General features: G+C 70.1%; 24 protein-coding genes. 5 read left to right on the forward strand and 19 right to left on the reverse strand.

What is annotated here, in order from left to right; genetic code table 11:
• Positions 1–10: 10 nt before the first annotated feature.
• The 3 genes from ACX80N_RS11830 to ACX80N_RS11840 are packed head-to-tail and all read right to left on the reverse strand — an operon-like array spanning position 11 to position 3,993.
• A complete protein-coding gene (locus tag ACX80N_RS11830) occupies positions 11–1,123 on the reverse strand; it encodes an NADH:flavin oxidoreductase/NADH oxidase (protein WP_459339545.1) in 1,113 nt (370 codons plus the stop codon).
• Positions 1,124–1,157: 34 nt separating this feature from the next.
• Positions 1,158–2,114: a co-chaperone YbbN gene (locus ACX80N_RS11835; protein WP_459339546.1), complete on the reverse strand. Its 957-nt coding sequence runs from the start codon at positions 2,112–2,114 to the stop codon at positions 1,158–1,160.
• Between the two features lie 55 nt (positions 2,115–2,169).
• Positions 2,170–3,993, reverse strand: a complete 1,824-nt coding sequence (locus tag ACX80N_RS11840) for a hypothetical protein (RefSeq protein ID WP_459339547.1) — start codon at positions 3,991–3,993, stop codon at positions 2,170–2,172.
• 292 nt (positions 3,994–4,285) lie between these two features.
• On the opposite strand from ACX80N_RS11840, the gene ACX80N_RS11845 reads away from it, so the two are divergent.
• A complete protein-coding gene (locus tag ACX80N_RS11845) occupies positions 4,286–5,626 on the forward strand; it encodes an AI-2E family transporter (protein WP_459339548.1) in 1,341 nt (446 codons plus the stop codon).
• Positions 5,627–5,671: 45 nt separating this feature from the next.
• Here the strand turns inward: ACX80N_RS11845 and ACX80N_RS11850 are convergent, their stop codons facing one another.
• Positions 5,672–6,481, reverse strand: coding sequence for an alpha/beta hydrolase (locus ACX80N_RS11850; protein ID WP_459339549.1), 810 nt, complete (start codon positions 6,479–6,481; stop codon positions 5,672–5,674).
• A 56-nt stretch (positions 6,482–6,537) separates the two neighbouring features.
• Entirely contained in the window at positions 6,538–6,864 is a 327-nt protein-coding gene (locus ACX80N_RS11855; protein ID WP_105030971.1) for a hypothetical protein, read from the reverse strand.
• Between the two features lie 74 nt (positions 6,865–6,938).
• On the opposite strand from ACX80N_RS11855, the gene nucS reads away from it, so the two are divergent.
• Positions 6,939–7,634, forward strand: a complete 696-nt coding sequence (gene nucS, locus ACX80N_RS11860; protein ID WP_105030972.1) for an endonuclease NucS — start codon at positions 6,939–6,941, stop codon at positions 7,632–7,634.
• Positions 7,635–7,732: 98 nt separating this feature from the next.
• Positions 7,733–8,944, forward strand: coding sequence for an N-acetylglucosamine-6-phosphate deacetylase (locus tag ACX80N_RS11865; RefSeq protein WP_459339550.1), 1,212 nt, complete (start codon positions 7,733–7,735; stop codon positions 8,942–8,944).
• Positions 8,945–8,971: 27 nt separating this feature from the next.
• Here the strand turns inward: ACX80N_RS11865 and ACX80N_RS11870 are convergent, their stop codons facing one another.
• The 13 genes from ACX80N_RS11870 to ACX80N_RS11930 form a co-directional block, all read right to left on the reverse strand.
• Positions 8,972–9,403, reverse strand: coding sequence for a DUF2550 domain-containing protein (locus ACX80N_RS11870; RefSeq protein WP_459339551.1), 432 nt, complete (start codon positions 9,401–9,403; stop codon positions 8,972–8,974).
• A 10-nt stretch (positions 9,404–9,413) separates the two neighbouring features.
• Positions 9,414–9,707 carry a F0F1 ATP synthase subunit epsilon gene (locus ACX80N_RS11875; protein ID WP_105030975.1) on the reverse strand — a complete coding sequence of 98 codons (294 nt, stop codon included), beginning with the start codon at positions 9,705–9,707 and terminating at the stop codon, positions 9,414–9,416.
• Positions 9,708–9,712: 5 nt separating this feature from the next.
• Complete coding sequence (atpD, locus tag ACX80N_RS11880; protein WP_459339552.1) at positions 9,713–11,176, reverse strand: F0F1 ATP synthase subunit beta; 1,464 nt, start codon at positions 11,174–11,176, stop codon at positions 9,713–9,715.
• Between the two features lie 79 nt (positions 11,177–11,255).
• Positions 11,256–12,149 carry a F0F1 ATP synthase subunit gamma gene (locus tag ACX80N_RS11885; protein WP_459339553.1) on the reverse strand — a complete coding sequence of 298 codons (894 nt, stop codon included), beginning with the start codon at positions 12,147–12,149 and terminating at the stop codon, positions 11,256–11,258.
• Between the two features lie 89 nt (positions 12,150–12,238).
• Positions 12,239–13,873, reverse strand: a complete 1,635-nt coding sequence (atpA, locus tag ACX80N_RS11890) for a F0F1 ATP synthase subunit alpha (protein ID WP_105030978.1) — start codon at positions 13,871–13,873, stop codon at positions 12,239–12,241.
• Between the two features lie 99 nt (positions 13,874–13,972).
• Complete coding sequence (locus ACX80N_RS11895; RefSeq protein WP_105030979.1) at positions 13,973–14,785, reverse strand: F0F1 ATP synthase subunit delta; 813 nt, start codon at positions 14,783–14,785, stop codon at positions 13,973–13,975.
• Entirely contained in the window at positions 14,785–15,354 is a 570-nt protein-coding gene (locus ACX80N_RS11900) for a F0F1 ATP synthase subunit B (protein WP_105030980.1), read from the reverse strand. Before ACX80N_RS11900 ends, ACX80N_RS11895 begins: the two co-directional genes overlap by 1 nt.
• A gap of 50 nt (positions 15,355–15,404) precedes the next feature.
• Positions 15,405–15,620: an ATP synthase F0 subunit C gene (locus ACX80N_RS11905; protein WP_019481292.1), complete on the reverse strand. Its 216-nt coding sequence runs from the start codon at positions 15,618–15,620 to the stop codon at positions 15,405–15,407.
• A 75-nt stretch (positions 15,621–15,695) separates the two neighbouring features.
• The gene (gene atpB / locus ACX80N_RS11910; protein WP_105030981.1) at positions 15,696–16,517 is read right to left on the reverse strand and encodes a F0F1 ATP synthase subunit A; all 822 of its coding nucleotides are present in this window, start codon (positions 16,515–16,517) and stop codon (positions 15,696–15,698) included.
• A gap of 85 nt (positions 16,518–16,602) precedes the next feature.
• The gene (locus ACX80N_RS11915; RefSeq protein ID WP_240615005.1) at positions 16,603–16,920 is read right to left on the reverse strand and encodes a hypothetical protein; all 318 of its coding nucleotides are present in this window, start codon (positions 16,918–16,920) and stop codon (positions 16,603–16,605) included.
• A 1-nt stretch (position 16,921) separates the two neighbouring features.
• Positions 16,922–17,476 (reverse strand): hypothetical protein, encoded by a 555-nt coding sequence (locus tag ACX80N_RS11920; RefSeq protein ID WP_459339554.1) that lies wholly within the window; start codon positions 17,474–17,476, stop codon positions 16,922–16,924.
• Between the two features lie 127 nt (positions 17,477–17,603).
• Positions 17,604–18,671, reverse strand: a complete 1,068-nt coding sequence (locus tag ACX80N_RS11925; protein ID WP_459339555.1) for an MraY family glycosyltransferase — start codon at positions 18,669–18,671, stop codon at positions 17,604–17,606.
• Complete coding sequence (locus ACX80N_RS11930; RefSeq protein ID WP_459339556.1) at positions 18,668–20,611, reverse strand: polysaccharide biosynthesis protein; 1,944 nt, start codon at positions 20,609–20,611, stop codon at positions 18,668–18,670. Before ACX80N_RS11930 ends, ACX80N_RS11925 begins: the two co-directional genes overlap by 4 nt.
• A gap of 203 nt (positions 20,612–20,814) precedes the next feature.
• Here ACX80N_RS11930 and ACX80N_RS11935 point away from each other — a divergent pair, with 203 nt between their 5' ends.
• Together ACX80N_RS11935 and ACX80N_RS11940 are read left to right on the forward strand one after the other, a co-directional pair.
• Positions 20,815–21,801, forward strand: a complete 987-nt coding sequence (locus ACX80N_RS11935; protein WP_459339557.1) for a glycosyltransferase — start codon at positions 20,815–20,817, stop codon at positions 21,799–21,801.
• On the forward strand, positions 21,798–22,751 hold the full coding sequence (locus tag ACX80N_RS11940; protein ID WP_459339558.1) for an NAD-dependent epimerase/dehydratase family protein: 954 nt from the start codon (positions 21,798–21,800) through the stop codon (positions 22,749–22,751). The genes ACX80N_RS11935 and ACX80N_RS11940 overlap by 4 nt, the downstream gene beginning before the upstream one ends.
• Positions 22,752–22,757: 6 nt before the next feature.
• Here ACX80N_RS11940 and ACX80N_RS11945 read toward each other — a convergent pair whose 3' ends face one another.
• Positions 22,758–23,498 carry an L-threonylcarbamoyladenylate synthase gene (locus ACX80N_RS11945; protein ID WP_459339559.1) on the reverse strand — a complete coding sequence of 247 codons (741 nt, stop codon included), beginning with the start codon at positions 23,496–23,498 and terminating at the stop codon, positions 22,758–22,760.
• Positions 23,499–23,532 lie beyond the last annotated feature (34 nt).

Consider the following 23,532-nt stretch of genomic DNA (forward strand, 5'->3'; position numbering starts at 1 on the left):
GAGTGGGCCGTCAGAAACCGCCCGCCCGTTCGTACTGGGGTGCCGGGACGAGGTCGTGGCCGAGCTCGTGGGCGGCCCGCATCCACCAGTGGGGATCGCGCAGCGCGGCCCGCGCGATGAGGACGACGTCGGCCCGCTCCTCGCGGATCACGGCGTCGGCCTGACCCGGGTCGCTGATGAGCCCGACGGCGCCGGTCGGCACCCCGGAGGAGCGCACCTCCTCGGCCAGCGCCACCTGGTAGCCCGGACCCACGGGGATGGATGCGGCGGGAACGGCACCGCCGGAGGACACATCGATGAAGTCGACGCCCTCCTCCGCCGCGCGCTTGGCGAGTCGCGCGGAGACACTGCCGTCGATGCCGCCCTCGGTCCAGTCGGATGCCGAGATGCGCAGCAGCAGCGGCATGGTGGCCGGGATGACGCGACGGATCTCGCGGATCACCTCGAGCGTCAGGCGGAAGCGGGCCTCCTCCGAACCGCCCCAGCCGTCCGTGCGCGTGTTGACGAGCGGCGACAGGAACTGGTGCAGCAGGTACCCGTGCGCGGCGTGGATCTCCATGGTGTCGAAGCCGGCTTCCACGGCGAGCGCGGCGGCCGCACCGAAGTCGCCGATGACCTTGGCGATGTCCGCCTCCGTCATGGCGCGGGGCGCGGCGTACCGGCCGAAGGCCTCGTCGGTGGGGCCGAGGGTCTGCCAACCGCCCTCCGACCCGGGGACGGAGTCGTGCCTGCCGCTGAACGGCCAGTACGTCGACGCCTTCCGTCCGGCATGTGCCAGCTGCACCGCCGTCTTCGTGCCGACGGCGCTGTGCTCATGGATGAAGTCGTTGATGCGGCGCCAGGCCGCGGCCTGCTCCCGAGTGTAGATGCCGGCGTCGCGCGGGCTGATCATGCCCTCGTGGCTCACGGCGGCGGCCTCGGTGATGATGAGTGCCGCGCCCCCGGTGGCGAACTGGCCGAGGTGCACGAGGTGCCAGTCGGTGGGAACGCCGGCCGCACCGGCAGGATCGCAGGAGTACTGGCACATGGCGGCCACCCATCCCCGGTGCGGCAGGTCCAGGGATCGGAGCGTGATCGGGTCGAAGAGGCCGGGGGTGCCCGACGGGGAGACAGGGGAGGTCATGGGATCCTTCGGATCGGACGGGCTGGGCGGGTTCCTAGAACAGTGCGCGGGCGAGGGCGCCGCGGGCCTTGGTCACCCGCGGATCGGTGACGCCGACGACGTCGAACAGCTCCAGCAGGCGTTTGCGCGCCGCTTCCCTGTCCTCCCCTGCGGTGCGTGCGATGAACGCGACGATGCGGTTGAACGCGTCCTCCACATGGCCACCCATCAGGTCGAGGTCGGCGACGGCGAGCTGCGCCTCGACGGCGTCGGGTTCGTCGGCGCCCCGCCGGCGGACCTCTGCGGGGTCGGCGTCCTGCACGCGCTCCATAAGTTCCACCTGCGCCAGCCCGGCTTTCGCATCCGCGTCGGCGGGCTGCTCCGCGAGGGCGCGCCGATACGCCGCGGCGGCCGTAGCGTAGTCCCCCGCCTCGATGGCGTCGAAGGCCTCCTGGTGCAGCGGCGGCAGAGGTGGCTCCTCCGCGGCGGCCGGGCCGGGCTCCGAGCCGTCGTTGAGCGTGCCTGTCACGCCGTTGGCCTCGGCGACCTTCATGAGCTCGTCCAGGTACGCGCGGATCTGGGGGTCGGGCAGGACGCCCTCGAACAGGGGCACCGGCTGGCCCTTGACGACGGCGACGACGGTCGGCACGCCCTGCGCCTGGAACGCCTGGGCGATCTGCGGCTGGGCCTCGAGGTCCACGTTGGCGAGCAGGATCCGCCCGTCGAACTCCACGGCCGCACCCTCGAGGACGGCCGTGACCTGGTTGGACTGCTCGCTCCACGCGGCCCGGAGGTTCACGATCACGGGCACCTGGGCCGAGAGCTGCACGAGCTGCGGGAACGTCTGCTTCGTCACCTCGACGATGTAGGGACTCGGTGCCGCCGCGGCCTGTCGCGCCGGGGCCGGGCGGGATGCAGCGTCTGCGCGCGCCTTGAGCGCGGACAGGTCCACCGCTCCCCGCAGGTTCATGCTCGACGGCGGCATCCCGCCCCGCTGTGCTGGTGTGGACAATGCTCTGCCTTTCTCTTGCTGCCTGGCTGTCGGAGGCAGGAGTGCGGGGGCCGGGTCAGCGGAGTGCGGCCGAGAGCAACTGCTGCGCGGCGCCGATGACCCGGATCTTATCGTCGCTCCCGGCCCCGGGAACGTACATCATGACGGCCTCGCCGTAGTTGACGTCGATGCCCTTCTCGCTGGAATCCTTCCCCGTCAGCGACTGGTACACCGTCCCCTTGAGGTCGATGCTGTCTCCGGCGCCCTTCGGGACGCTGGAATAGGTGTGGGTGAGATAGCCGAACACCATCGCGCCACCGTCAGCGGTCGGCAGCGCCTGCGTCCGGGTGCCGTCGGCCGTGTGCGTGAAGGTGATGTCGGCGGCGTTGTTGCCGGGATCGGCGACCACCCCGGCCTGGAAATCGGTGATGGCCTTGGAGAAGGAGTTCTCCTCGAAGATCCCGGACGTGGCGTCGGTCGGCTTCGTCAGGAGGTCGGCGATGGAGGCGACGGCGGCCTGCGGCGCCGTCGTGAGCGCTCCGGCTTCGTCCAGCGGCACAACGCCTCCGGCCCCGGGTGGCGGCGCCGAGGGGAAGGTGCTGCCCGGCAGCATCTGGACCGCCGAGGTGAGCTTGTAGTTCTCGCGCGGGGTCGCCTGCACGAGCAGGAGGGCCTGCGGCACCGGGTTGTCATCGCCCTGCGTCAGGGCGACGATCGTGCGGGGCCATCCGGCGCCCGCGGGGATCATGTCCAGGAGGACGGGGTCCGCGGCGATCGGAGCGGGCGCCGCGGCCTGGGCGTCCTTGGCCCGCACGGCGTAGGAACCCGTGCGCAGGTCCAGTGCCGCACCGCCGACCCGCAGGGCCAGGCTCTCGGCGTCGGATGCGGCATCGGCCTCGGCGATGGTCGTTGCCACGGAGCCGAGGATGCGCTCGAGCTGGCTTGCGAGGACGACGGGAGGACCACCGGCTTCGCTCCCTGCCGAGGAGGAGGAGGACGACGCCGTGGCGGAGGGGGACCCGGTGGCAGAAGCCGACGGCGTCACGGACGAACTGGATGCGGCGGCGGACGGAGATGCGGTGGCAGAGGCCGACGGGGCTGCAGACGGGGACGCGGTGGCAGTGGCCGACGGCGACGTCGTCGCCATCCCCGGAGTGATACCGACGAGTGAACCGGCGCCGATCAGGCTCGCGACGAGCAGGACCGGCCCGGGCGCCGCGATCGAGGACGCTCCGCCCGGCCTTCCGGCGTCGGCGTGGATACGCGCATGGGCCCTGGTGCCCTCGACTGCGTCGGAATCCCGCTTCGCGCCGCGGCGCGGCGGGACGAGGAGGAGCGCGATGCCGAGGACGACGACGAGCGCTCCGCCGATGATGAGCGGCAGGGCGAACGGCGTGGAGGTGTCATTGGGGCGCGTGATGGAGACGTCAGCCGGGGCGGCCGATTCGCCGTCGCCGGCGAGCAGGATGGACAGGTCGCCGTCCGCGGGTTCTTCCCAGCGGTACGTCAGCGCGCCGTCGCCGGGCTCCTCGCTGATCCACAGATCGCTGCCGCGCGGGTCGGGGACGGTGTCCTCGCCGTCGGCGTACTCCGAGGACAGCGTGTCCTCGCTGACGCCCGTGACGCTCAGGTGAGCGGCATCCCCCACCCAGGCCTCGACGTCGGAGGACCTCCCGACCGCGAGGACGAAGGGGTCCTCGGCCTCGACCGTCACCTCGACGGGACCGTCGGCGGTTCCCAGTGCGCCGGCCTCGATGACCGTGACAGGAGCCGACCGGGACCCCTCGGCGAGGCCGGCGGTCACCGTCTCGGCCGGGGCCCAGATGGTCCGCTGGCCGATACCGAGGAGCATCAGCAGGAGCCCTGCCACGATGATCGTTACTGCTGTCTTTCCTCGCACCGCTCGCCTATCGTCGTCCGTTCCGGCGGACCGCCTGGCCCCGTCCGCTCTGATGGCCCGGCGCATGTCGCGGCGGGCCATCAGGAATAGTCACCCAATGGTAACGAAGTTCCCCCGCCCGGTCGGGCCGGGCGCGGGCGACGCCTCCCGGGAAGAGTGATCAGCCGTGCCTCGGGCACCTCCGGTGGCGCCGTTCGTCAACTCCGTCCTGCGCCCGCCCCCGGCTGTTAGGGTTTCGCTAGTCGCCCCACCCGCCTACCCGCACCGCCCTCTCCGAAAGCAGAGCTCTTCGTTGACAGACCACCAGGAAGTCCCGCTCGACCAGCCGCTCCCGCGGCCCGAGCCGCCCGGGACAGGCGAGGAACTGCAACCTCCGGCCGACCCGCCGACCGGCGCCACGGCGCCGTCGACCCTGCGGTCCCTGTTCTCGCTCGCCCGGAAGTCCCTGCCCGCGGCTCAGCCGCGGCCGCGGTTCGAGTTCCCGCCCGAGCGCGAACCCGAGCCGGTGACCGTCGACCCGGACGTCTCGCTCGCCGACGAGCGCCTGAAGTTCAGCGGTGCCCACCCGCGGGAGTTCAGCGGTACCCAACTGCGGGACGTGAGGGCCCATCCCATCCACTTCGGCTTCATGATGAGCGTGGGCGTGGGCCTCGCCCTGCTGGCCTTCTTCATCATCACCAACGTGGGCCAACTGCTCGTGTGGATCGGGGCGGCCCTGTTCATCGCCCTCGGCCTCGATCCGATCGTCCGGTGGCTCGAGACCAAGGGCGTGCCGCGGCCGGCGGGGATCGCGGTGGCCCTGTCCATCCTCGTGGGCATCGTGGCCGGGTTCTTCGCGCTGCTGATCCCGACCATCGTGAACCAGACGTCGCAGATCGTGGAGCGCGCCCCCGGCTACGCCGCCGATTTCCTGAACTCCGAGTTCTTCACCACGCTCGACCAGCAGTTCCAGGTGCGTGACCGCGTCACCTCGGAGATCGACAAGTTCTTCGCGAACAGCGCCGCGGTCGGCGGCATCTTCGGCGGCGTGCTCGGCGTCGGGACGGTGATCGTCAACGGCCTGTTCGGTTCGCTCGTGATCCTGGTGCTCGCGCTCTACTTCCTCGCGTCGCTGCCGTCGATCAAGAAGTGGGCGTACCGGCTCGCCCCCCGCTCGCGCAGGCCCCGCGTCGAGGTCCTCTCCGAGGAGATCACGCGCAGCGTGGGCATGTACGTCATCGGGCAGGCCTGCGTGGCGCTGCTCAACGGCACCTTCGCGTTCATCGTGATGTCCATCGCCGACGTCCCGTTCTCCGTGCTGCTCGCCTTCGTCGTCGCACTGCTGGCGTTCATCCCGCTCGTGGGAGGCACCATCGCCGCGGTGCTCGTGAGCCTGATCGCCATGACGGTGGGCTGGCACACCGCACTGCTGTTCGCCATCCCCTACGTGGCCTACCTGCAGTTCGAGGCGTACTTCATCTCGCCGCGCATCATGCAGCGTGCCGTCGCGGTCCCCGGTGCGGTCGCGGTGATCGCGGTCATCGCCGGCGGCAGCCTCCTCGGCGTCCTCGGGGCCCTGATCGCCATCCCGACGGCGGCCGCCGTGATGCTGCTCCTCAAGGAGGTCTTCATCGCACGCCAGGACAGCCAGTGACGCTCTCCGGTCTGCGGCCCGGCGGCGGGCCCGTCCTGTCTCCGCTCAGCCGGCGGCGGTAGCGGAGGGCGCGACGGCCGCGGGTCCGGTCCACTGGGAAGGCAGCGGGAGGTCCACCTCTGGACGCACGACGCCGACGATCTCGTTGAGCGCGCGGGCCGCGTACTTCTCCCCCACCCACAGGTGCTTGGCGCCGTCGACCCCGGTCACGTCCGCCTGCGGCACGCGTGCGAACCGCTGCTCGGCGTCCTCGGGCACCAGGTAGTCGTCGAACTCGGGGACGAGCACCTTCAGGGGGAGCCCGCTCGCGCCCCATGCATCGAGGTCGGCGTCGACCGCGCGGTGCAGTGGGGGCGAGAGCAGGATGGCCCCTTCGATGAGCTCGGCCACCGGGTCCTGGGCGCCGTACTTCAGGCAGAGTTCGGTCCCGAAGGACCATCCCACCAGCCAGATGTTCCGGAGCCCCTGGTCCACGGCCCACTGCACGGCCGCCTGCAGGTCCAGGCGCTCCCCGTCGCCGCCGTCGAACACGCCCTCGCTGCAGCCGCGCGGCGAGCACGTGCCGCGCGTGTTGAACCGCAGCACGGCGATGTCCGCCAGGGCCGGCAGCCGGAAGGACGCCTTCCGGTACACGTGCGAGTCCATGAAGCCGCCGTGCGTGGGCAGCGGGTGCAGTGTGACGAGCGTCGCCTCGGGGGTCCGGCCCTCGGGCGCCGCGAACTCCCCCACGAGGGTCAGTCCGTCGGCGGTGTGCAGCTCGATGTCGCGTCGGTCGGCGGGAAGGACCGTCGAGGCGCGGATCTCGATCGCCTCGTCGTTGGGCGTGAACGTGTACTCGGGCGACTCGGTGGGCATGCCACCAGTCTAGGACGGGCGCCCCGCGCCGTGCGGTGCGGGGTGTCCAGGGCGCCTCAGTAGCGGAAGCTCCGGGTCTGCCAGCACCGCACGTGCCAGTGCCGACGGTCGGCGAGGGCCGTCTCGGGACCGAACAGCGAGTCCTCCCGCCACACCACGAGGTGGGCGATGCCGGGCAGGATCGGGGAGTTGCATCCCGGGCAGGTGTAGGTCTTGGCGGCGTTCCGCTCGGTGATGCGCCGCACGGACCACTCGCCGTCGGGCGCCGATTCCCGCAGCGGCAGACCCACCCGCGTCCTCTCCAGGTCCTGCTCCGGCGACGCGGACCACTTGGTGGGACGCGAGGACCCGCGGGGGCGGTTCGGGCGATTGGATCGGGGCACCCCTCCAGTCTGCCCGATCCCGCGGACCGCCGTGCGGGCACGTGACCTGCCCGGCGCCGGGTAGAGTTTCCGTCGTGCGTCTTGTCATTGCCCGCTGCTCCGTCGACTACATCGGCCGCCTCCGGGCTCATCTGCCCCTGGCCACCCGGCTCCTCATGGTGAAGTCGGACGGCTCGGTCCTGGTGCACTCCGACGGCGGGTCCTACAAGCCCCTCAACTGGATGAGCCCGCCCGCGACCCTGCGCGTGAGCGAGCCTGACGACGCCGACCGCGCCGAGGGCGTCACCGAGGTGTGGACCGTCCAGCACGGCAAGAGCGACGACAGGCTCGTGATCAGCATCCGGGAGCACCTGCACGAGTCCTCCCACGACCTCGGCGTGGACCCGGGCCTCGTGAAGGACGGCGTGGAGGCCGACCTGCAGCGTCTCCTGGCCGAGCAGATCGAACTCCTCGGAGCCGGTTTCACCCTGATCCGCCGGGAGTACATGACGGCGATCGGCCCGGTCGACATCCTCGCGCGGGACGCCCAAGGCCGCACGGTGGCGATCGAGCTGAAACGCCGCGGGGACATCGACGGCGTGGAGCAGCTCACGCGCTATCTCGAGCTGCTCAACCGCGACCCGATCATGGCCCCGGTGCGCGGCGTCTTCGCCGCCCAGCAGATCAAGCCCCAGGCCCGCGTGCTGGCCACCGATCGCGGGATCGACTGCCTGACGCTCGACTACGACGCCATGCGCGGCGTCGACGACAGCGCCTCGCGCCTCTTCTAGCCGCCCGTCCGGGCTGACATCGTCCGCGACCGGCACCCGGTCCCCGCCGAATCACCCCGGCACCGCCCGCCCGGAAGCGGACCGCCTAGAATCGGTCCATGGCCCACTCCAGCGGAACGCCCACTGCCCTGTCGGGACGCCTGGTGACCGACGCCGGCATCATCGAGGACGGCGTGCTCCGCTGGGACGGCACGCGCATCCTCGAGGTCGGGACGGTCGAGGGCGACGCCGCCGCCGAGCGCCTGCCCGAGGGGTACTTCATCCTCCCCGGACTCATCGACCTCCACTGCCACGGCGCAGGCGGGGGCGACTTCACCTCGGGTTCCGCTGAGGACATCGAGGCCGCGGCCCTCCACCTCCACCGCAGCGGTTCGACGACGCTGCTCGCCAGCACGTGTTCGGCGCCCATGGAGGACCTCGAGGCCGCGTTCGGCCGGCTCGCCATGGCTGCCGAAGCAGGGCTGGTCGCAGGCATCCACGCCGAGGGGCCGTTCCTGTCCAAGGAGCGCAGCGGCGCGCACGATCCGGCCTTCCTGCTCCTGCCGACACAGGAGGACGTAGCCCGCCTGGTCGCTGCGGGCCAGGGACACCTGGTATCGATGACGTACGCCCCGGAACTGCCGGGCAGCGACGTCCTGGTCTACGAACTGGTGACGCACGGCGTCATCCCCTCGATCGGGCACACGGACAGCTCCACCGAGGAGGCCACCGCAGCGCTGGACCTCATCAACGAGGAGCTGGCATCCACTGGGTTCGAGGGCTTCAGCGGCAGGCCCACGGCCACGCACCTGTTCAACGCGATGCCGGTCATCCACCACCGCTCCCCCGGTCCCGTCCCCCTGCTCCTGCAACGCGCCCGCGCGGGCGAGATCGCGGTCGAGCTCATCGCCGACGACGTGCACCTGCATCCGGAGACGGTCCGGATGGCCTTCACGATCGCGGGAGCCGAGAACATCTGCCTGGTCAGCGACTCGACGGCAGCGGCCGGACGCCCCTCCGGCACGTACCGGCTGGGGCACCAGGAGGTCACCCTGGTGGACGACGCCGCCGTCCTGATCGCCACAGGAGCCCTCGCCGGGGGCGCCGGCAGCCTGCTCGACGTCGTGCGGCGCACGGTGCGGGCCGGTGTCGGCGTGGTCGACGCCGTGCGCGCCGCCACCGCCGTCCCGGCCGGGGTGCTCGGGCTCGCCGACGAGGTGGGCAGCCTCCGCGGCGGGCTCCGTGCCGACGCGCTGGTGCTCTCACCGGATCTCGAGCTGAAGGGCGTCCTCCGCGCCGGGACGTGGATCAGGCCGCTCGAGGTCGGCTAGGGACCGGCAGCACCGCCGGACGCGGGGTCAGCGCCAGGTGCCGATCCCGATGACCGGGCCGGCCTCGATCCAGGAGGAGAGACCCGCGTAGACGTCGTACTTCATCGCCAGGTCGAAGGGCTCGCCCTCGTACGCGAGCTGCACGACGATCGCGCCGGGCTGGATACGCACGCGCTCCGCCTCGGTGGGCGCCCGCCAGCCGGCGACCTCGAGGGAACTGCGGAGGAAACGGAAGCGGGGCACGGGGCTCAGGGAGAGGAGGTCGAGCCACTCGAGGTGCTTGTCCGTGTAACGACAGACCCCCACCCGCCAGCCCTGGGGAGGGAGGCGGATGGAGGCGTCGAAGGTGCCCAGGGCACGGTTGAGCTGGTAGCGGCGCAGGAGGAACGCGATGATCACGAGCACGAGCAGGCCGAAGACGACCGCAAGGCAGATGATCGTCACACCGAGTGCCTCCATGCGGAGAATCCTAGACGGATTCCGGCGTCACCGAACCGCCGACCTTGGCGTTGTCCGCCACGATCACCACGCGGTTGGAGTCGACCGAGAAGAAACCGCCGTCCACGCCCACCACCAGGCGTTCACCGCTGACCGGCTCCACGGAGAGCTCCCCTGCTTCGAGGATGGCCAGGATGGGGGCGTGACCGGGAAGGATCCCGATCTGCCCGTTGGCGGTACGTGCGTTGACCGTGCGCGCCGCGCCCGACCACACGAAGTGGTCGGCCGCGACGATTTCGACCTCGAGTTCGCCGTTCGATGCCATCGGCGTTACTTACCGGTCTGCTGCTGGATCTTGGCCCACTGGCGCTCGACGTCGTCGAGGCCGCCGACGTTGAAGAAGGCCTGCTCCGCAATGTGGTCGAGGTCGCCGTTGCAGATCGCCGCGAAGCCCTCGATGGTGTCCCGAATGGAGACGGTCGAACCTTCGACGCCGGTGAACTGCTTGGCCGTGTACGTGTTCTGCGAGAGGAACTGCTGGATGCGGCGCGCACGGGCGACGACCACCTTGTCCTCCTCGCTGAGCTCGTCGATGCCGAGGATCGCGATAATGTCCTGCAGTTCCTTGTTCTTCTGCAGGATCTGCTTCACCCGCACGGCCGTGTTGTAGTGATCGTGGCCGATGTACTGGGGATCCAGGATGCGCGAGGTCGACGCGAGCGGGTCCACGGCGGGGTACAGGCCACGCGACGCGATCTCGCGGGAGAGCTCGGTGGTCGCATCGAGGTGGGCGAAGGTCGTCGCCGGAGCCGGGTCGGTGTAGTCGTCTGCAGGCACGTAGATCGCCTGCATGGACGTGATCGAGTGGCCCTTGGTCGAGGTGATGCGCTCCTGCAGGAGGCCCATCTCGTCGGCGAGGTTCGGCTGGTAGCCCACGGCGGACGGCATGCGGCCAAGCAGGGTCGAGACCTCCGAGCCGGCCTGCGTGAACCGGAAGATGTTGTCGATGAACAGCAGCACGTCCTGGTTCTGCACATCGCGGAAGTACTCCGCCATGGTCAGGGCCGAGAGGGCCACGCGCAGGCGCGTTCCCGGCGGCTCGTCCATCTGGCCGAACACGAGGGCGGTGTCCTTGAGGACGCCTGCCTCCTCCATCTCGACCCAGAGGTCGTTGCCCTCACGGGTACGCTCGCCCACACCGGCGAACACCGAGGTGCCACCGAAGTTGCGGGCGACACGCGTGATCATCTCCTGGATGAGGACGGTCTTGCCGACACCGGCGCCGCCGAACAGGCCGATCTTGCCACCCTTGATGTACGGGGTGAGCAGGTCGATGACCTTGATGCCGGTCTCGAGCATCTCCGTGGAGCCCTCGAGCGAGGCGAAGTTCGGAGCTGCACGGTGGATCGGCCAGCGCTCGGTGATCTCCAGTGCGGTCTCCTCGACGTCGAGGGGCTTGCCGAGGACGTTGAAGATGTGACCCTTCACGCCGTCGCCGACGGGCACGGTGATCGGGGACCCGGTGTCCTGCACCACGGTGCCGCGGACGAGTCCGTCGGTCGCCTGCAGCGAGATGGCCCGGACGAGGTTGTCGCCGAGGTGCTGCGAGGTCTCGAAGGTGATCAGGCGCGTCACACCGTTGAGAGTGATCTCGGTGGTGAGGGCGCTGTACATTGCGGGGATTGCGTCGGCCGGGAACTCGACGTCGACAACCGGGCCGATGACACGTGCAATACGGCCGGTGGCGCCGGGGGCAACTGAGTCCGTACCGTGTTCAACAGTCTGGGCAGTCATCTCTCTCACTTCATTTACGTAGATGGCGTGGAACTAGGTCTTGCTGACCGGCGTCCTCGGGGACCCGGACGGGAGTGCGTCAGGAGGCGTTCAGCGCATCCGCGCCGGCCACGATCTCGGAGAGCTCCTGGGTGATCTCCGCCTGGCGGGCGGTGTTGCGGAGGCGCGTGTACTTCTTGATGAGTTCCGTCGCGTTGTCACCGGCGGACTTCATGGCCCGCTGCCGGGCGGCGAGCTCGCTGGCGGACGCCTGCAGCATGGCCGCGAAGATCCGGGACTCGATGTACCGCGGGAGGAGCGCGTCCAGGACCTGCTCGGGCTCCGGCTCGTACTCGTAGAGCGGCAGCAGCTCGCCGTCCTGCGGCACCTGCTCGTCCACGACCTCGAGCGGCAGCAGGCGCATGACGGACGGCTCCTGCACCACCATGGAGCGGAACTTCGTGTAGACCACGTGGATCTCGTCCACGCCGCCGTCGTCGTAGCCCTTCAGGAAGGTGTCCAGGAGCGCCTCACCGACCTCGCGCGCCGTCCCGAACTCGGGGGCGTCGGTGTTGCCCGTCCAGACCCGCTCGTAGTCGCGGCCGCGGAAGTCGAAGTACGACTGCGCCTTGCGCCCGATCAGGTAGGACTGGATCTCCTTGCCCTCGGACCGGAGCACCTCAAAGAGGCCCTCCGCCTGCTTGAGCGCGCTGGCCGAGTACGATCCGGCGAGGCCGCGATCGGAGGTCAGCACCAGCACGGCGGCGCGCCGCACCTCGCCGTGCTCGGTGGTCAGCGGGTGGTCGATCTCCGTCTGCGACGACACGGCCGAGACGGCCCGGGTGATCGCGTTGGCGTACGGCAGGGCCGCAGCGACACGCGTACGTGCCTTGCCGATGCGAGACGTCGCGATCAGCTCCATCGCCTTGAAGATCTTCCGCGTCGACGTGGTCGAGGCGATCTTCTGGCGGTAGACCCGGATCTGGGCTCCCATTCTTGTCCTTTCCTTCGCCTCCGCAGCGGGAGGCGATCAGGCCAGGGTCCTGCTGCCGGGAAGGTTTCTCCCTCCCGGCAGCAAATCCTCTAGCGCTTCTGTCGAACGATCTTTTCCTGCTCGACCGAGTCGGCGTCGATCGCCTGGTGCTCCTCGTGACCGGCGGCGAGGCCGTCGCGCCCGACCCCGAAGAAGCCCTGCTTGAAGCCCGTGATCTGGGTCTTCAGCTCCTCCGCGGTGGAGTCCTCGAGCTTGCCGGTCTGGGCGAGCGTGGTGAGGACCTGCGACTTGTGGCCCAGGTGCTCCAGGAACTCGGACTCGAAGCGGCGGATGTCCTCGACGGGTACGTCGTCGAGGTAGCCGTTCGTCCCGGCCCAGATGGACACGACCTGCTGCTCCACCGGCATCGGCGAGTACTGGCCCTGCTTCAGCAGTTCCATGAGGCGCGCCCCGCGGGTCAGCTGCTGGCGGGATGCCGCATCCAGGTCGGAGGCGAACATCGCGAAGGCCTGCATGTCGCGGTACTGCGCGAGGTCCAGCTTCAACGTGCCGGAGACCTTCTTCATCGACTTCACCTGCGCGGCGCCGCCGACGCGGGAGACCGACACGCCGACGTCCACGGCGGGACGCTGGTTGGCGTTGAAGAGGTCCGACTGCAGGAAGATCTGGCCGTCGGTGATGGAGATGACGTTGGTCGGGATGTAGGCCGACACGTCGTTCGCCTTCGTCTCGATGAGGGGCAGGCCCGTCATCGAGCCGGCACCGAGCTCGTCCGAGAGCTTCGCACAACGCTCGAGCAGTCGGGAGTGCAGGTAGAACACGTCGCCCGGGTAGGCTTCACGTCCCGGCGGACGGCGCAGCAGGAGGGACACCGCACGGTAGGCCTCGGCCTGCTTCGACAGGTCGTCGAACACGATGAGGACGTGCTTGCCGCCGTACATCCAGTGCTGGCCGATGGCCGAACCGGCGTATGGGGCGAGGTACTTGAAGCCCGCGGGGTCGGAGGCGGGAGACGCGACGATGGTCGTGTACTCCAGCGCACCCTTGTCCTCGAGGGTCTGGCGGACCGCCGCGATGGTCGACGCCTTCTGGCCGATCGCCACGTAGATGCAGCGGACCTGCTTGTTCACGTCACCCGAGGCCCAGTTGTCCCTCTGGTTGATGATGGTGTCCACGGCGATCGCGGTCTTGCCGGTCTGGCGGTCACCGATGATCAGCTGACGCTGGCCGCGGCCGATGGGGATCATGGCGTCGATGGCCTTCAGGCCGGTCTGCATCGGCTCGTGCACCGACTTGCGCTGCGTGACGCCGGGGGCCTGGGTCTCAAGTGCCCGGCGCCCCTCGGAGACGATCTCGCCGAGGTCGTCGATGGGCTGACCCAGGGGGTCGACCACGCGGCCGAGGAAGGCGTCGCCGACGGGGACCGAGAGGATCTCGCCCGTGCGGTGCACTTCCTGGCCTTCTTCGATCCCGGTGTAATCACCGAGGACGACGACGCCGATCTCACGCGTGTCGAGGTTCTGGGCGAGTCCGAGCGTGCCGTCCTCGAAGCGCAGCAGTTCGTTGGCCATGACGGAGGGAAGACCCTCGACACGGGCAATGCCGTCGCTGGCGGTGGTCACGCGGCCTACTTCGACGCGCTCCGCGTTTCCGGGCTCGTAGGACGCCGCAAAGTCGTTCAACGCACTGCGTACGTCTTCGGCGTTGATGGTCAATTCGGCCATCTCAGTCCCTGCTCTCCTGTGTTGTTGGTCTCCATGGGATGCGTGGCGACCGGTGTGTGATTCAGTGGGTGGATCTCGGATGGGGACGGGCGCGGACGCCTATCCCACCAACGTGCGGCGGAGTGCTGACAGCCGCGTGAGAACGGTGGAGTCGACCATCTCGTCGCCGACGCTGACCCGGACTCCCCCGATGAGTGTCGGGTCGACCTTCACGTTGACCTTGAGCTCGCGGCCGTACATGGCATTGAGCCCCGACTCCAGGCGTGCGAGCTGGCTCGCCGTCAGCGGACGGGTGACGCTGACGTCGGCGATCCAGCGCTGCTGGCGTGCGGCCACGAGTTCCAGGAACCGCTGCACGAGCGCCGCGGGCTTCAGGCCGCGCGGGGACCGCACGGCCTGCGTGATCAGGAGCCGACCCGCAGGACCTGCCTGGGGAACGAGCTTCAGACCGAGTGCGACCTTCGACTCCGGCGTGGCCTGCGCTTCCGAGAGCGCCCTCTGCAGGGCGTGGTTCGAGGCGACCACCTGGATGAAGGAGTACAGCTCGCTCTCGAGCTGCTCCAAGCCCTCCACACCGCTGCCCTGCTCGGCCACCGAGATGACGACGGTCGCGGCGAGGGTCTCCAGGGCGTCCCCGATGTCACGGGCGTTGGCCCAGCGCTCGTTGACGAGATCCCGGACCACGCCGGCTGCTTCCGCCGACACCCGGCCGCTGATGAGCTGGTCCACCAGCACGGCCTTGTCGCTGCCGGTACGCGATGGATCCGTCAGCGCACGGCGGAGGCCGGCATTGCTGTCGAGGATCGCGAGCACGCCGAACAGGTCCTCGGCCAGGGCCAGTGTCGCGCCCGGCAGGCGGGGCTCCAGTCCTTCACGGACCGTCGCCAGGGAGACGCTCGATACTCCTGCCATTACTTAGCTGCACCTGCCCGGTGTGAGCCTGCACCGTTCGAGGAGGTCTCGAGGTCGGCCAGGAAGCGGTCGATGACGCGCGATGAGCGGGCGTCGTCGGCGAGGGACTCCCCGACGATACGGCTCGCGAGGTCGGTCGCGAGCGTGCCGACCTCGGCACGGAGCGAGACCACGGCGGCCTGCCGCTCGGCCTCGATCTGCACGTGCGCCTGCTCGGTGATGCGCGCCGACTCGGCCGCTGCCTTCTCCTTGAGGTCCGCGAGGATCTGTGCGCCTTCGGCGCGCGCTTCCTCACGGATGCGGTTGGCCTCGGTGCGAGCATCCACAAGCTGCTGCTTGTACTCGTCCAGGGCCGCGTTGGCCTCGGCCTGTGCGGCCTCCGCCTTCGCGATGCCGCCTTCGATCGCCTCCGTGCGCTCTGCGAACGTCTTCTCGAACGCCGGCATGACGTACTTGAAGACGATGAACAGCAGGACGGCGAAGCCGACAACGGTCACCAGCAGTTCCCACAGGTTCGGGATCAAAGGGTTCGATCCCTCTTCCGCCGCCATAATCGCTGCGTTAAGCATTTTTCACCCGTCTTTCTTCAACTGGTCTTCGGTCGGTCAGGGCGGCCTTGTCAGGCGCCGATGACGAAGGCGAAGACGAGGCCCAGGATCGCGAGGGCTTCGGTCAGTGCCAGGCCGAGGAAGGCGATGGGCTGGAGGACACGCTGTGCCTCAGGCTGGCGAGCTACGCCATTGATGTAGGCCGCGAACACGAGACCCACACCGATACCACCGCCGATTGCGGAGAGACCGTATCCAACGAGGTTGAGGCTACCCTGTACTTCCATTGTGTTCCTTTCAAGATGCCGCCTTGGTGCGACAGGTTGTTTGGGATCATCCCCGACGGGGAAGACATGTGTGAATCAGTGGGCGTCGGCGTGCAGTGCGCCTTCGATGTAGATCGCGGCGAGCAGCGTGAAGACGTAGGCCTGGAGGATCATGATCAGGGCCTCCAGCATGTACATCGCCACCGAGCCGACGAGGACGAGGACGCTCGTACCCTGCAGCAGGATGTTCCCGGTGGAGACCATGTACTCGATGGCCGACCCGGCGAGGGTCACGATGAGGTGACCGGCGAGCATCGTCGCGAAGAGTCGCAGCGAGTGCGTGACCGGGCGGACGATGAAGTTCGAGATGATCTCGATCGGCACCACGATCAGGAGGATGTACCACGGGACGCCCGACGGGACGACGGCCAGCTTGAGGTAGCGGATGCCGTGCCTCTTCAGGCCGATGCTGACCCAGAGGACGAAGAAGATGGCCGCGATGCCGTAGGCGCTGCCCGGGTGGGAGAACGTGGGCAGCTGCAGGAACGGGATGGCGCCGAAGATGTTGTTCACCAGCACGAAGAAGAAGGCGGTGAACAGCCAGGGCACGTACGTCAGGAACTCGCGTCCGCCGATGATGTCCTTGCCGATGGAGTTGCGGACGAAGCCGTACGCGGACTCGCCGAGGAACTGCAGCTTGCCGGGCACCAGCTGGTGGCGGCGGGAGGCGACGAGGAAGAAGGCGGCGATGAGGACGACCGAGAGGATGGTCAGCAGCATCTGCTTCCCGAAGCCCGGGTCCAGCAGGACGCCGTATTCACCGCCCCACGGGAGGATGTCCCGGTAGTGGGTGTCCTCGATCGTCGGGGCTACGAATCCCTCTTCGGTAGTTGCGGCCGGGAGCGCAAGCGCGATCAACGCGTTTCCTCTCTGCTGTGTCCATCATTGGGCAAGATCTGTTCGGCCGCAGCGTTACTGGTCCGACTCGTCAAGTTCTGGGGATTCACTCGGGTCCGTCCTCGGCACCGGGCGTCACCCGGGATCCGCTCGGCGGATTCGGTGTGTGGTTCCGGGTGAGGTTGTGCATGTGGGAGAGGTAGAAACCCCCTGCTGCACCTAAGAACGCTCCCGCCAGCACCAACCAGCGCGTGTCGAGGAGATTATCCAGCCCCCAGCCTATCAAACTCCACACCAGGATCCCGCCAATGATGTAGCTGAAGACGGCCATGCCCGCGTTGTAACCGCCGTTGGAAAAACGCGCGTCGCCGTCCTGCGGCGGCGTGCCGGGGACCCCGTCCCGTCCTCGATCCGTGCCCGCCACGTCAGCGTCCCTTCATCGGGTCGGCCGGCGACGTCGGCACCGGCATCGGGGACGGCGTTGCCGGTGTGACCGCCGACGTCGGGGCGCCGGCGACGGGTGCGTCGTCGTACAGGGGTGTGCGCAGGCGCGAGAAGGCGAGGACCTCGGCGACCTGCCATGCGATCACGGTCGCGAGCGCCCCCGTGAAGAACCAGGTGCGGTCGAGCCAGCCCGGCGTGCCGAGGAGGAACAGGACGGCGGCGAAGCCCACCACCTTGATCGCGTAGGTGACGGCGAAGAGCCCGAGCGCACCGGAGGGGTTCGTCCTGCCCGCGAAGTGCCCGATCAGGAGGCTGATGCCGAAGAAGGCGATCACCAGGCCCGCCCCTCCGAGCACGCTCAGGCCGGCGGAGGGTGAGGTCGCGAGTGCGGCGGCGACGGCGAGCACGACGGCGAGTCCGCCGCCCGCTGCGGCGCTCCTGGCGAGGATGCCCAGCCAGGGGGACTCGGTGGCGCCCGATGCCGTCACGGAGTGCGGGGAATCGGTTCCGTTCGCCCGATGCTCGGGTCGTGGCACGTGCTGTCCGCTCTGTCGGGTGCGCCGTCCGGCGCCGTGGGTCCTCCGGCGACGACGTCGGGAGGGCTTGGCACCGGACCAGCAGGTACTGCTGGTCGCCGCGCCCGGCGCCTGAAATTCTACCGCATCACGAAGACGGCCCGCGGGCCGGCCTGCTGCTGTGGGCACCCTCTCCGGCGGCTGCTGTGGCCCGGCGCCGCGCGAGTGCGCGGAAGATCCGGGGCGAGTAGAGGTACAGCGCGACGACGGCGGCGGCGAGGAGCGAGGCGGACACGGCCAGCGGGGCCGACGCCGTGGCGGACACGAACCCGGCGGCACCGGTGAGGGCGGACAGGACGCTGACGAGGAGCGAGACCTGCACGTGGCTGAGCCCCGTGTCGGTGAGCCGCTGGTACACGTGCTGCCGGTGCGCGGTGTGCAGGCGCTCGCCCCTCCGGGCCCGGCGCACGAAGGTGGTGAAGGTGTCGGCGAGGTAGATGAGGACCGGTGAGAGCAGGTACTCGAGGTAGACCCCGGCCAGCAGCCCCGTGACCGCCAGGGCCGCGACGGAGGCGCCGAGCAGGTAGCTGCCCACGTCGCCGAGGAACACGAACCCGCGGCCGAGGTTCCACGGCAGGAAGCCCGCGAAGCCCGCGGCGACCACGAGGCCGCCGACCGTCAGCCACAGCTGGTCGCTGAGGATCCCGGCGCCGGAGTAGAAGAGGCCGACGACGACGCCGTGCATCCCGGAGATGCCGTTGATGCCGTCCATGAAGTTCGCGGCGTTGATGTAGGTGGCGACGGCGATGGCCCCGATCGGCACCCACCAGTAGCTGCTGTCGTCGATCGTGGTGGCCAGGGCGGCCGTGCCGATGACGCCGATCAGGAGTTGCGCGGTGGCGCGGACCTTCACGGACAGGCCCCGGAAGTCCTCGATCCAGCCCAGCGTCGCCGCCGCGCCGACCATGCCGATGACGATGACGATCAGCGACCGGTCGACGGCGACGAGCCCTGTGGCGAGGGAGAGGACCAGGCCGACGAGGATCGCGGCCGCGACGGAGACACCCATCCCCCGGATGACCACCGCGCTGTGCGAGGAGCGGTCGTTGGGGATGTCGACGACGCCGAGTCGCTTCAGCAGGGGTTTCACGACGACGGGCAGCGCGAGGGACAGCCCCAGGGCTGCGAGCCCGACGAGGACAAGGAGCTCGTTCATGAGGCCCGTCCCCCGGCGTGCGAGTCGACGGGCGGGACGGGGGCGTCCGAGGACGGGGTTGCGCTCGGCCGGGTGCCAGCCTGGGACTGCCCCGACGTGATCCCGCGCGTGCCGTGTCCGAAGCCGCCCTCGGCCTTCCACGCCTGGAGGCTGAGCTGCTGCGGATCCAGCGGCGCCACCGAGGTGTGGGAGATCTTGGGATGCAGCGGGCGGGAGTCGTTCTCCCCCACTCCCATCAGGTCCTCGTGCATCTTCTCGCCCGGGCGCAGACCCGTGAAGACGATGTCGATGTCCTTGCCGGACATCGCGATCATGCGCTGAGCGACGTCGAGGATCCGCACGGGCTCGCCCATGTCGAGGATCAGCACCTCGCCGGCCCTGCCGATCGCGCCCGCCTGCACCACGAGCTGGCAGGCCTCGGGGATGGTCATGAAGAAGCGCGTGACTTCGGGGTCGGTGACGGTCAGGGGTCCGCCGTTGCGGATCTGTTCCGTGAAGAGCGGGAGCATGGAGCCGCGGCTCCCGATCACGTTGCCGAAGCGCACGGAGACGTACTTCTGCCCCGTCCGCTCCGCATGCCAGGACGTCAGCTTCTCCGCGACGCGTTTGGAGTGTCCGAGGACGCTCGTGGGGTCGGCCGCCTTGTCCGTCGAGATGTTGACGAAGTTGGTGACGCCCACGGCACTGGAGGCACGCAGGACGTTGAGCGAGCCCTGGACGTTGGTCTTCCACGCCTCCTCCGGGTACTGCTCCAGCAGCGAGACGTGCTTGAGTGCCGCGGCGTGGAACACGACCTGCGGCCGGCGGTCCTCGAAGATGTCCAGCAGCGCGTCCGCGTCGCGGATGTCGGCCAGGACGGTGTCGCGGCCGGTGAGCAGGCCGCGGCCCGTGATGGAGATCTGCGTCGACTGCAGGCCCGTCTCGTCGCGGTCCAGCATGATGAGCTCGGCCGGCGCGAAGCCCGCGAGCTGCCGGCACAGTTCGGAACCGATCGACCCCCCGGCGCCCGTGACGAGGACGCGCTTGCCCGCCACGTAGCCGGCCACCTCGTCGGGGTGGATGTCCACGGGATGGCGACCGATGAGGTCCTCGACCGCGACCTCGCGGAAGTCGGCGATGGCTGCTCCGCCCGCGCCGAGCATGTCGCGCAGCGGCGGGAGGACGAGCACCTTGATCCCCAGCCCTGCCACCAGGTCCGAGACGCGGCGGACCTGCGCGGCCTCGACCTCGGCGAAGGCGATGACGAGCATCTGGGCCTGGGTCCGGGTCGCGACCTCCCGCAGGTCGTCGATCCGCCCGAGGACGGGCACGGAGGACAGTCGCAGATGCTTCTTGGCGGGGTCGTCGTCGATGAGCCCCACGGGGAAGTAGGGGGACTCGGGGTCCTGCATCATGCGGCTCACGAGGGAGTTGCCGAGGAACCCGGCCCCGTAGATGAGGGTGCGCTGCGCGTCCTCCCCCGGCTTGGCCTTGCTCTCGACGTACATGCGCTTGAGGTAGCGGGTCGCGGCGAGGAACATGCACGCGAAGGGGAACGCGATGATGCCGATGCTGCGCGGCACCTCGAGGACGGTGAAGAACGCGACGCTGGACAGCACCAGGATCACGGCGACGAGGACGGCCACGATCACCAGGAGCTTGGCCTCGTGGAAGCTGCCGAAGCTGTACCGGCCGCGGTACAGGGCGAAGCTCAGTCCCACCGCGAGCTGGGCGACGACGGCCACGGCGCAGAACACCGCGATGCCCGGGACGTTGACCTCCTTGACGAGGAGCTCGTAGCGCAGGATCAGCGCGAGCAGGATGGCCACGATCCAGGCCGCGGCGTCGAGGAGGTACTGCGACCACAGCCAGATCGCCGGCTTGTCGCCGGTTGGAGCCGCGGCGGAGGAGCCCCGCGTCCGGGCTGCGGCGCCCCGTGGTCGGCCTTCGTTGAGTCCCATGATTCCTAACCGTGTCACGCAGTCCGTCGCCGCGTTCCGCACCCGGCGTGGTGCTGCCGGGAGACGCCGGCGCTCGAAGGACCGCACGGGTCCGGTGGGGGCTGGAACACGGTGTAATAGACTGCTATTACCTCAGAATACTAACCGCCCCGCCTGTGCCAGGCCTGTTGCGCACTGCCCTGGCGCGGCCCGGAAGGACTCCGTTGCACGTCTCCGACGCCGCCAGTCCGCGCGTGTTCATCGTCATCACCACCTTCAACCGGGCATCCCACCTGCAGGACCTCCTCGCGTCGATCGCCGGGCTCGACCCGGCGCCGTCCGGCGTCGTCGTGGTCGACAATGCCAGCACGGACGGCACCGAGGACGTGCTCGCGGCCGTCGAGCTTCCCGTCCCGGTCCTCGTGCACCGCCTCCCGGTGAACGTGGGCGGGTCGGGCGGGTTCGCTGCCGGCGTGTCGCGCGCCCTCGACGAGGGGGCCGAATGGCTGTGGCTGATGGACGACGACGTCGTCGTCCTGCCCGATGCCCTCGCCTCCTTCCGGCCCTGGATGGACCGCTACTCCTGCATCCACGGGCGCCGCTACGACCACGCGGGCGAGCCCTTCTTCTGGCAGCACATCCTCCACGAATCCCTCGGGGTCCATCTTCCCGTGCGCGGGGACGTGTTCGCGCGGTCCAGGGTGTTCCACACCAACGTCGGCTGCTTCGAGGGGATGCTGGTGGCCGCGGACGTGGTGCGGGAGATCGGGCTGCCCGATGCGCGGTTCTTCCTGAACGGCGACGACCTCACGTACGGCTGGCTCGTCTCGCGGCTGCATCCGGTGGCCTACGTGGACGCCTTCGTCCTGCGGAAGACGCGCGCGCAGCGGCAGGTGGACCTCGGCGTCCGGCACCTGAACGACTCGAGCGACCTGTCGCGGTTCTGCGGCATGCGCAACCGCGGGCACCTCGCCCGCTACCTGCGGCTCCACGGCCGCTTCCACCCCGTCGCGTTCGGCCTGGGGACGCTGCTGTCCGCCGGGAAGGAGATCGTGCGGCTCGTCGCCGTCGAGCGGTCCCTCTCCGGTCTGGCATCCGTATGGCGTGGCTGGCGGGCGGCACGGGTGATCCTTCGGGATCCCGCGTGGCTGCCCGAGCCGCCGCTGGCCGTCCCGGCCACCGGCGCCCGGGACGCCGGGGGGTCACGATGAGCTGGGTGGTGCTCGGCGGTTCGGGCTTCGTGGGTGCGTCGGTCCTGCGCGCCCTGCACGCGGCGGGGATCGACGCACGCGCCGTGCCCGCACCGCGCCTCACGACGACCGCACGGACGCCTGACGCGCTGCTCGAGGCGGCAGCGGTCACCGACGCCGCCGCGCTGGTGGCCGCGCTCGAGGGCGCCGACGTCGTCGTCAACGCCGCCGGTCTCGCCACGCCCTCCGCCCCCGACGGCGAGGAGCTCCGAGGCGCGAACGCCCTGCTCCCTGCCGTCGTCGCCCGTGCCGCAGCGGATGCCGGTGTGGGCCGCCTCATCCACCTCGGCAGCGCCGCCGTGCAGGGGCGGACCCCCGTACTCGACGAGACGGACACCGTGCGCCCGTTCTCCGCCTACTCGCGCAGCAAGGCGCTCGGCGAGCAGGCACTGGCCCTCGCTGCGCACCGGGACCCGGCGCTGTCCGTGGTGATCGTGCGCGCCACGTCCGTCCAGGGACCGGACCGGCCGACGACGGCGGCACTCGTGCGCCTCGCGCGATCCCCGCTGGCCTCCGTGGTGTCCCCGGGCACGGCGCCGTCCCCCATCACCTCGGTGGACGCCCTCGCCGGGCTGGTCCTCGCCGTCGGGCTGCACGCGGGTCCGGTCCCCCGCATCGTGCTGCAGCCGTGGGAGGGACTCACCGTGCGCACGGTCCTCGAGGCGGCGGGCGGACGGCCCCGGATCCTGCCCGTCGTGATCTGCCGGGCGGCGGTGGCCGGCGGCTACGCGGTGTCCTCCCTCGTGCGCGGACGCCTCGACGGCCACGTGCGCCGGGTGGAGCTGATGTGGTTCGGGCAGGACCAGGCGCGCGGCTGGGCCGTGGAGCAGGGCCTCGTACCGCCCGCCGGGGTCCGCGCGGTGCTGGCGCGGGCGCAGGATCCGGGACCCGGCGGCGCGCCGTCCGGCTGAGGCGGGTCACGCCGAGGGGGTGTCGACATCCTCGACGGTATCCGCCGGTGCTGGGGCATCCGCGGCATGCGCACCGGCTGCCCCGGCCCGGGCGTCGTCGATGCCGACGATGCCCGGCACCACCTCGCGCAGCCGGTCCAGCGGGATGGTCCCCTGGCGGACCACGCGCAGCGTCTCGCCCGTGGCGTCGACGATGGTCGATCCTGTCCCGTCCGCCGCGGTCCTCGGCCCGGCGTCGAGGTAGACCGCCACCGACTCGGCGAGCTGGGCGGCGGCGTCGGCCGCGGTGGTCGCTGCGGGCTGCCCCGTCCGGTTGGCCGAGGACACCGCGAGTGGACCCGTCAGCGTGAGCAGCTCGAGGGCGACGTCGTCGTCGGGGACGCGCAGGGCGACGGTCCCCAGGGTGTCGCCGAGGTCCCAGGTCAGCGACGGCTGGGCATGGCAGATGAGGGTGAGGCCCCCGGGCCAGAACGCCTCGGCGAGGGCACGGGCGTCAGCGGTGATGTCGGTCGCGAGCCCGTCGAGGGTCTGCACGCGGGGAATGAGGACGGGCGGCGGCATGTTGCGGCCGCGGCCCTTGGACGCGAGCAGGGTCGCGACCGCCTGGGGCGAGAACGCGTCCGCGCCGATCCCGTAGACGGTGTCCGTCGGCAGCACGACGCACTGCTTGAGGGAGACCGCGCGCTGGGCGGCGGCGAGCCCCTCGCGTCGCTGGGCAGGGTCGGAGCAGTCGTAGCTGGTGGTCACCGTTTCATCTTTCCATTGCGGAACGCACCGCCGC

It is taken from the genome of Arthrobacter sp. MDT2-16, assembly GCF_054510925.1.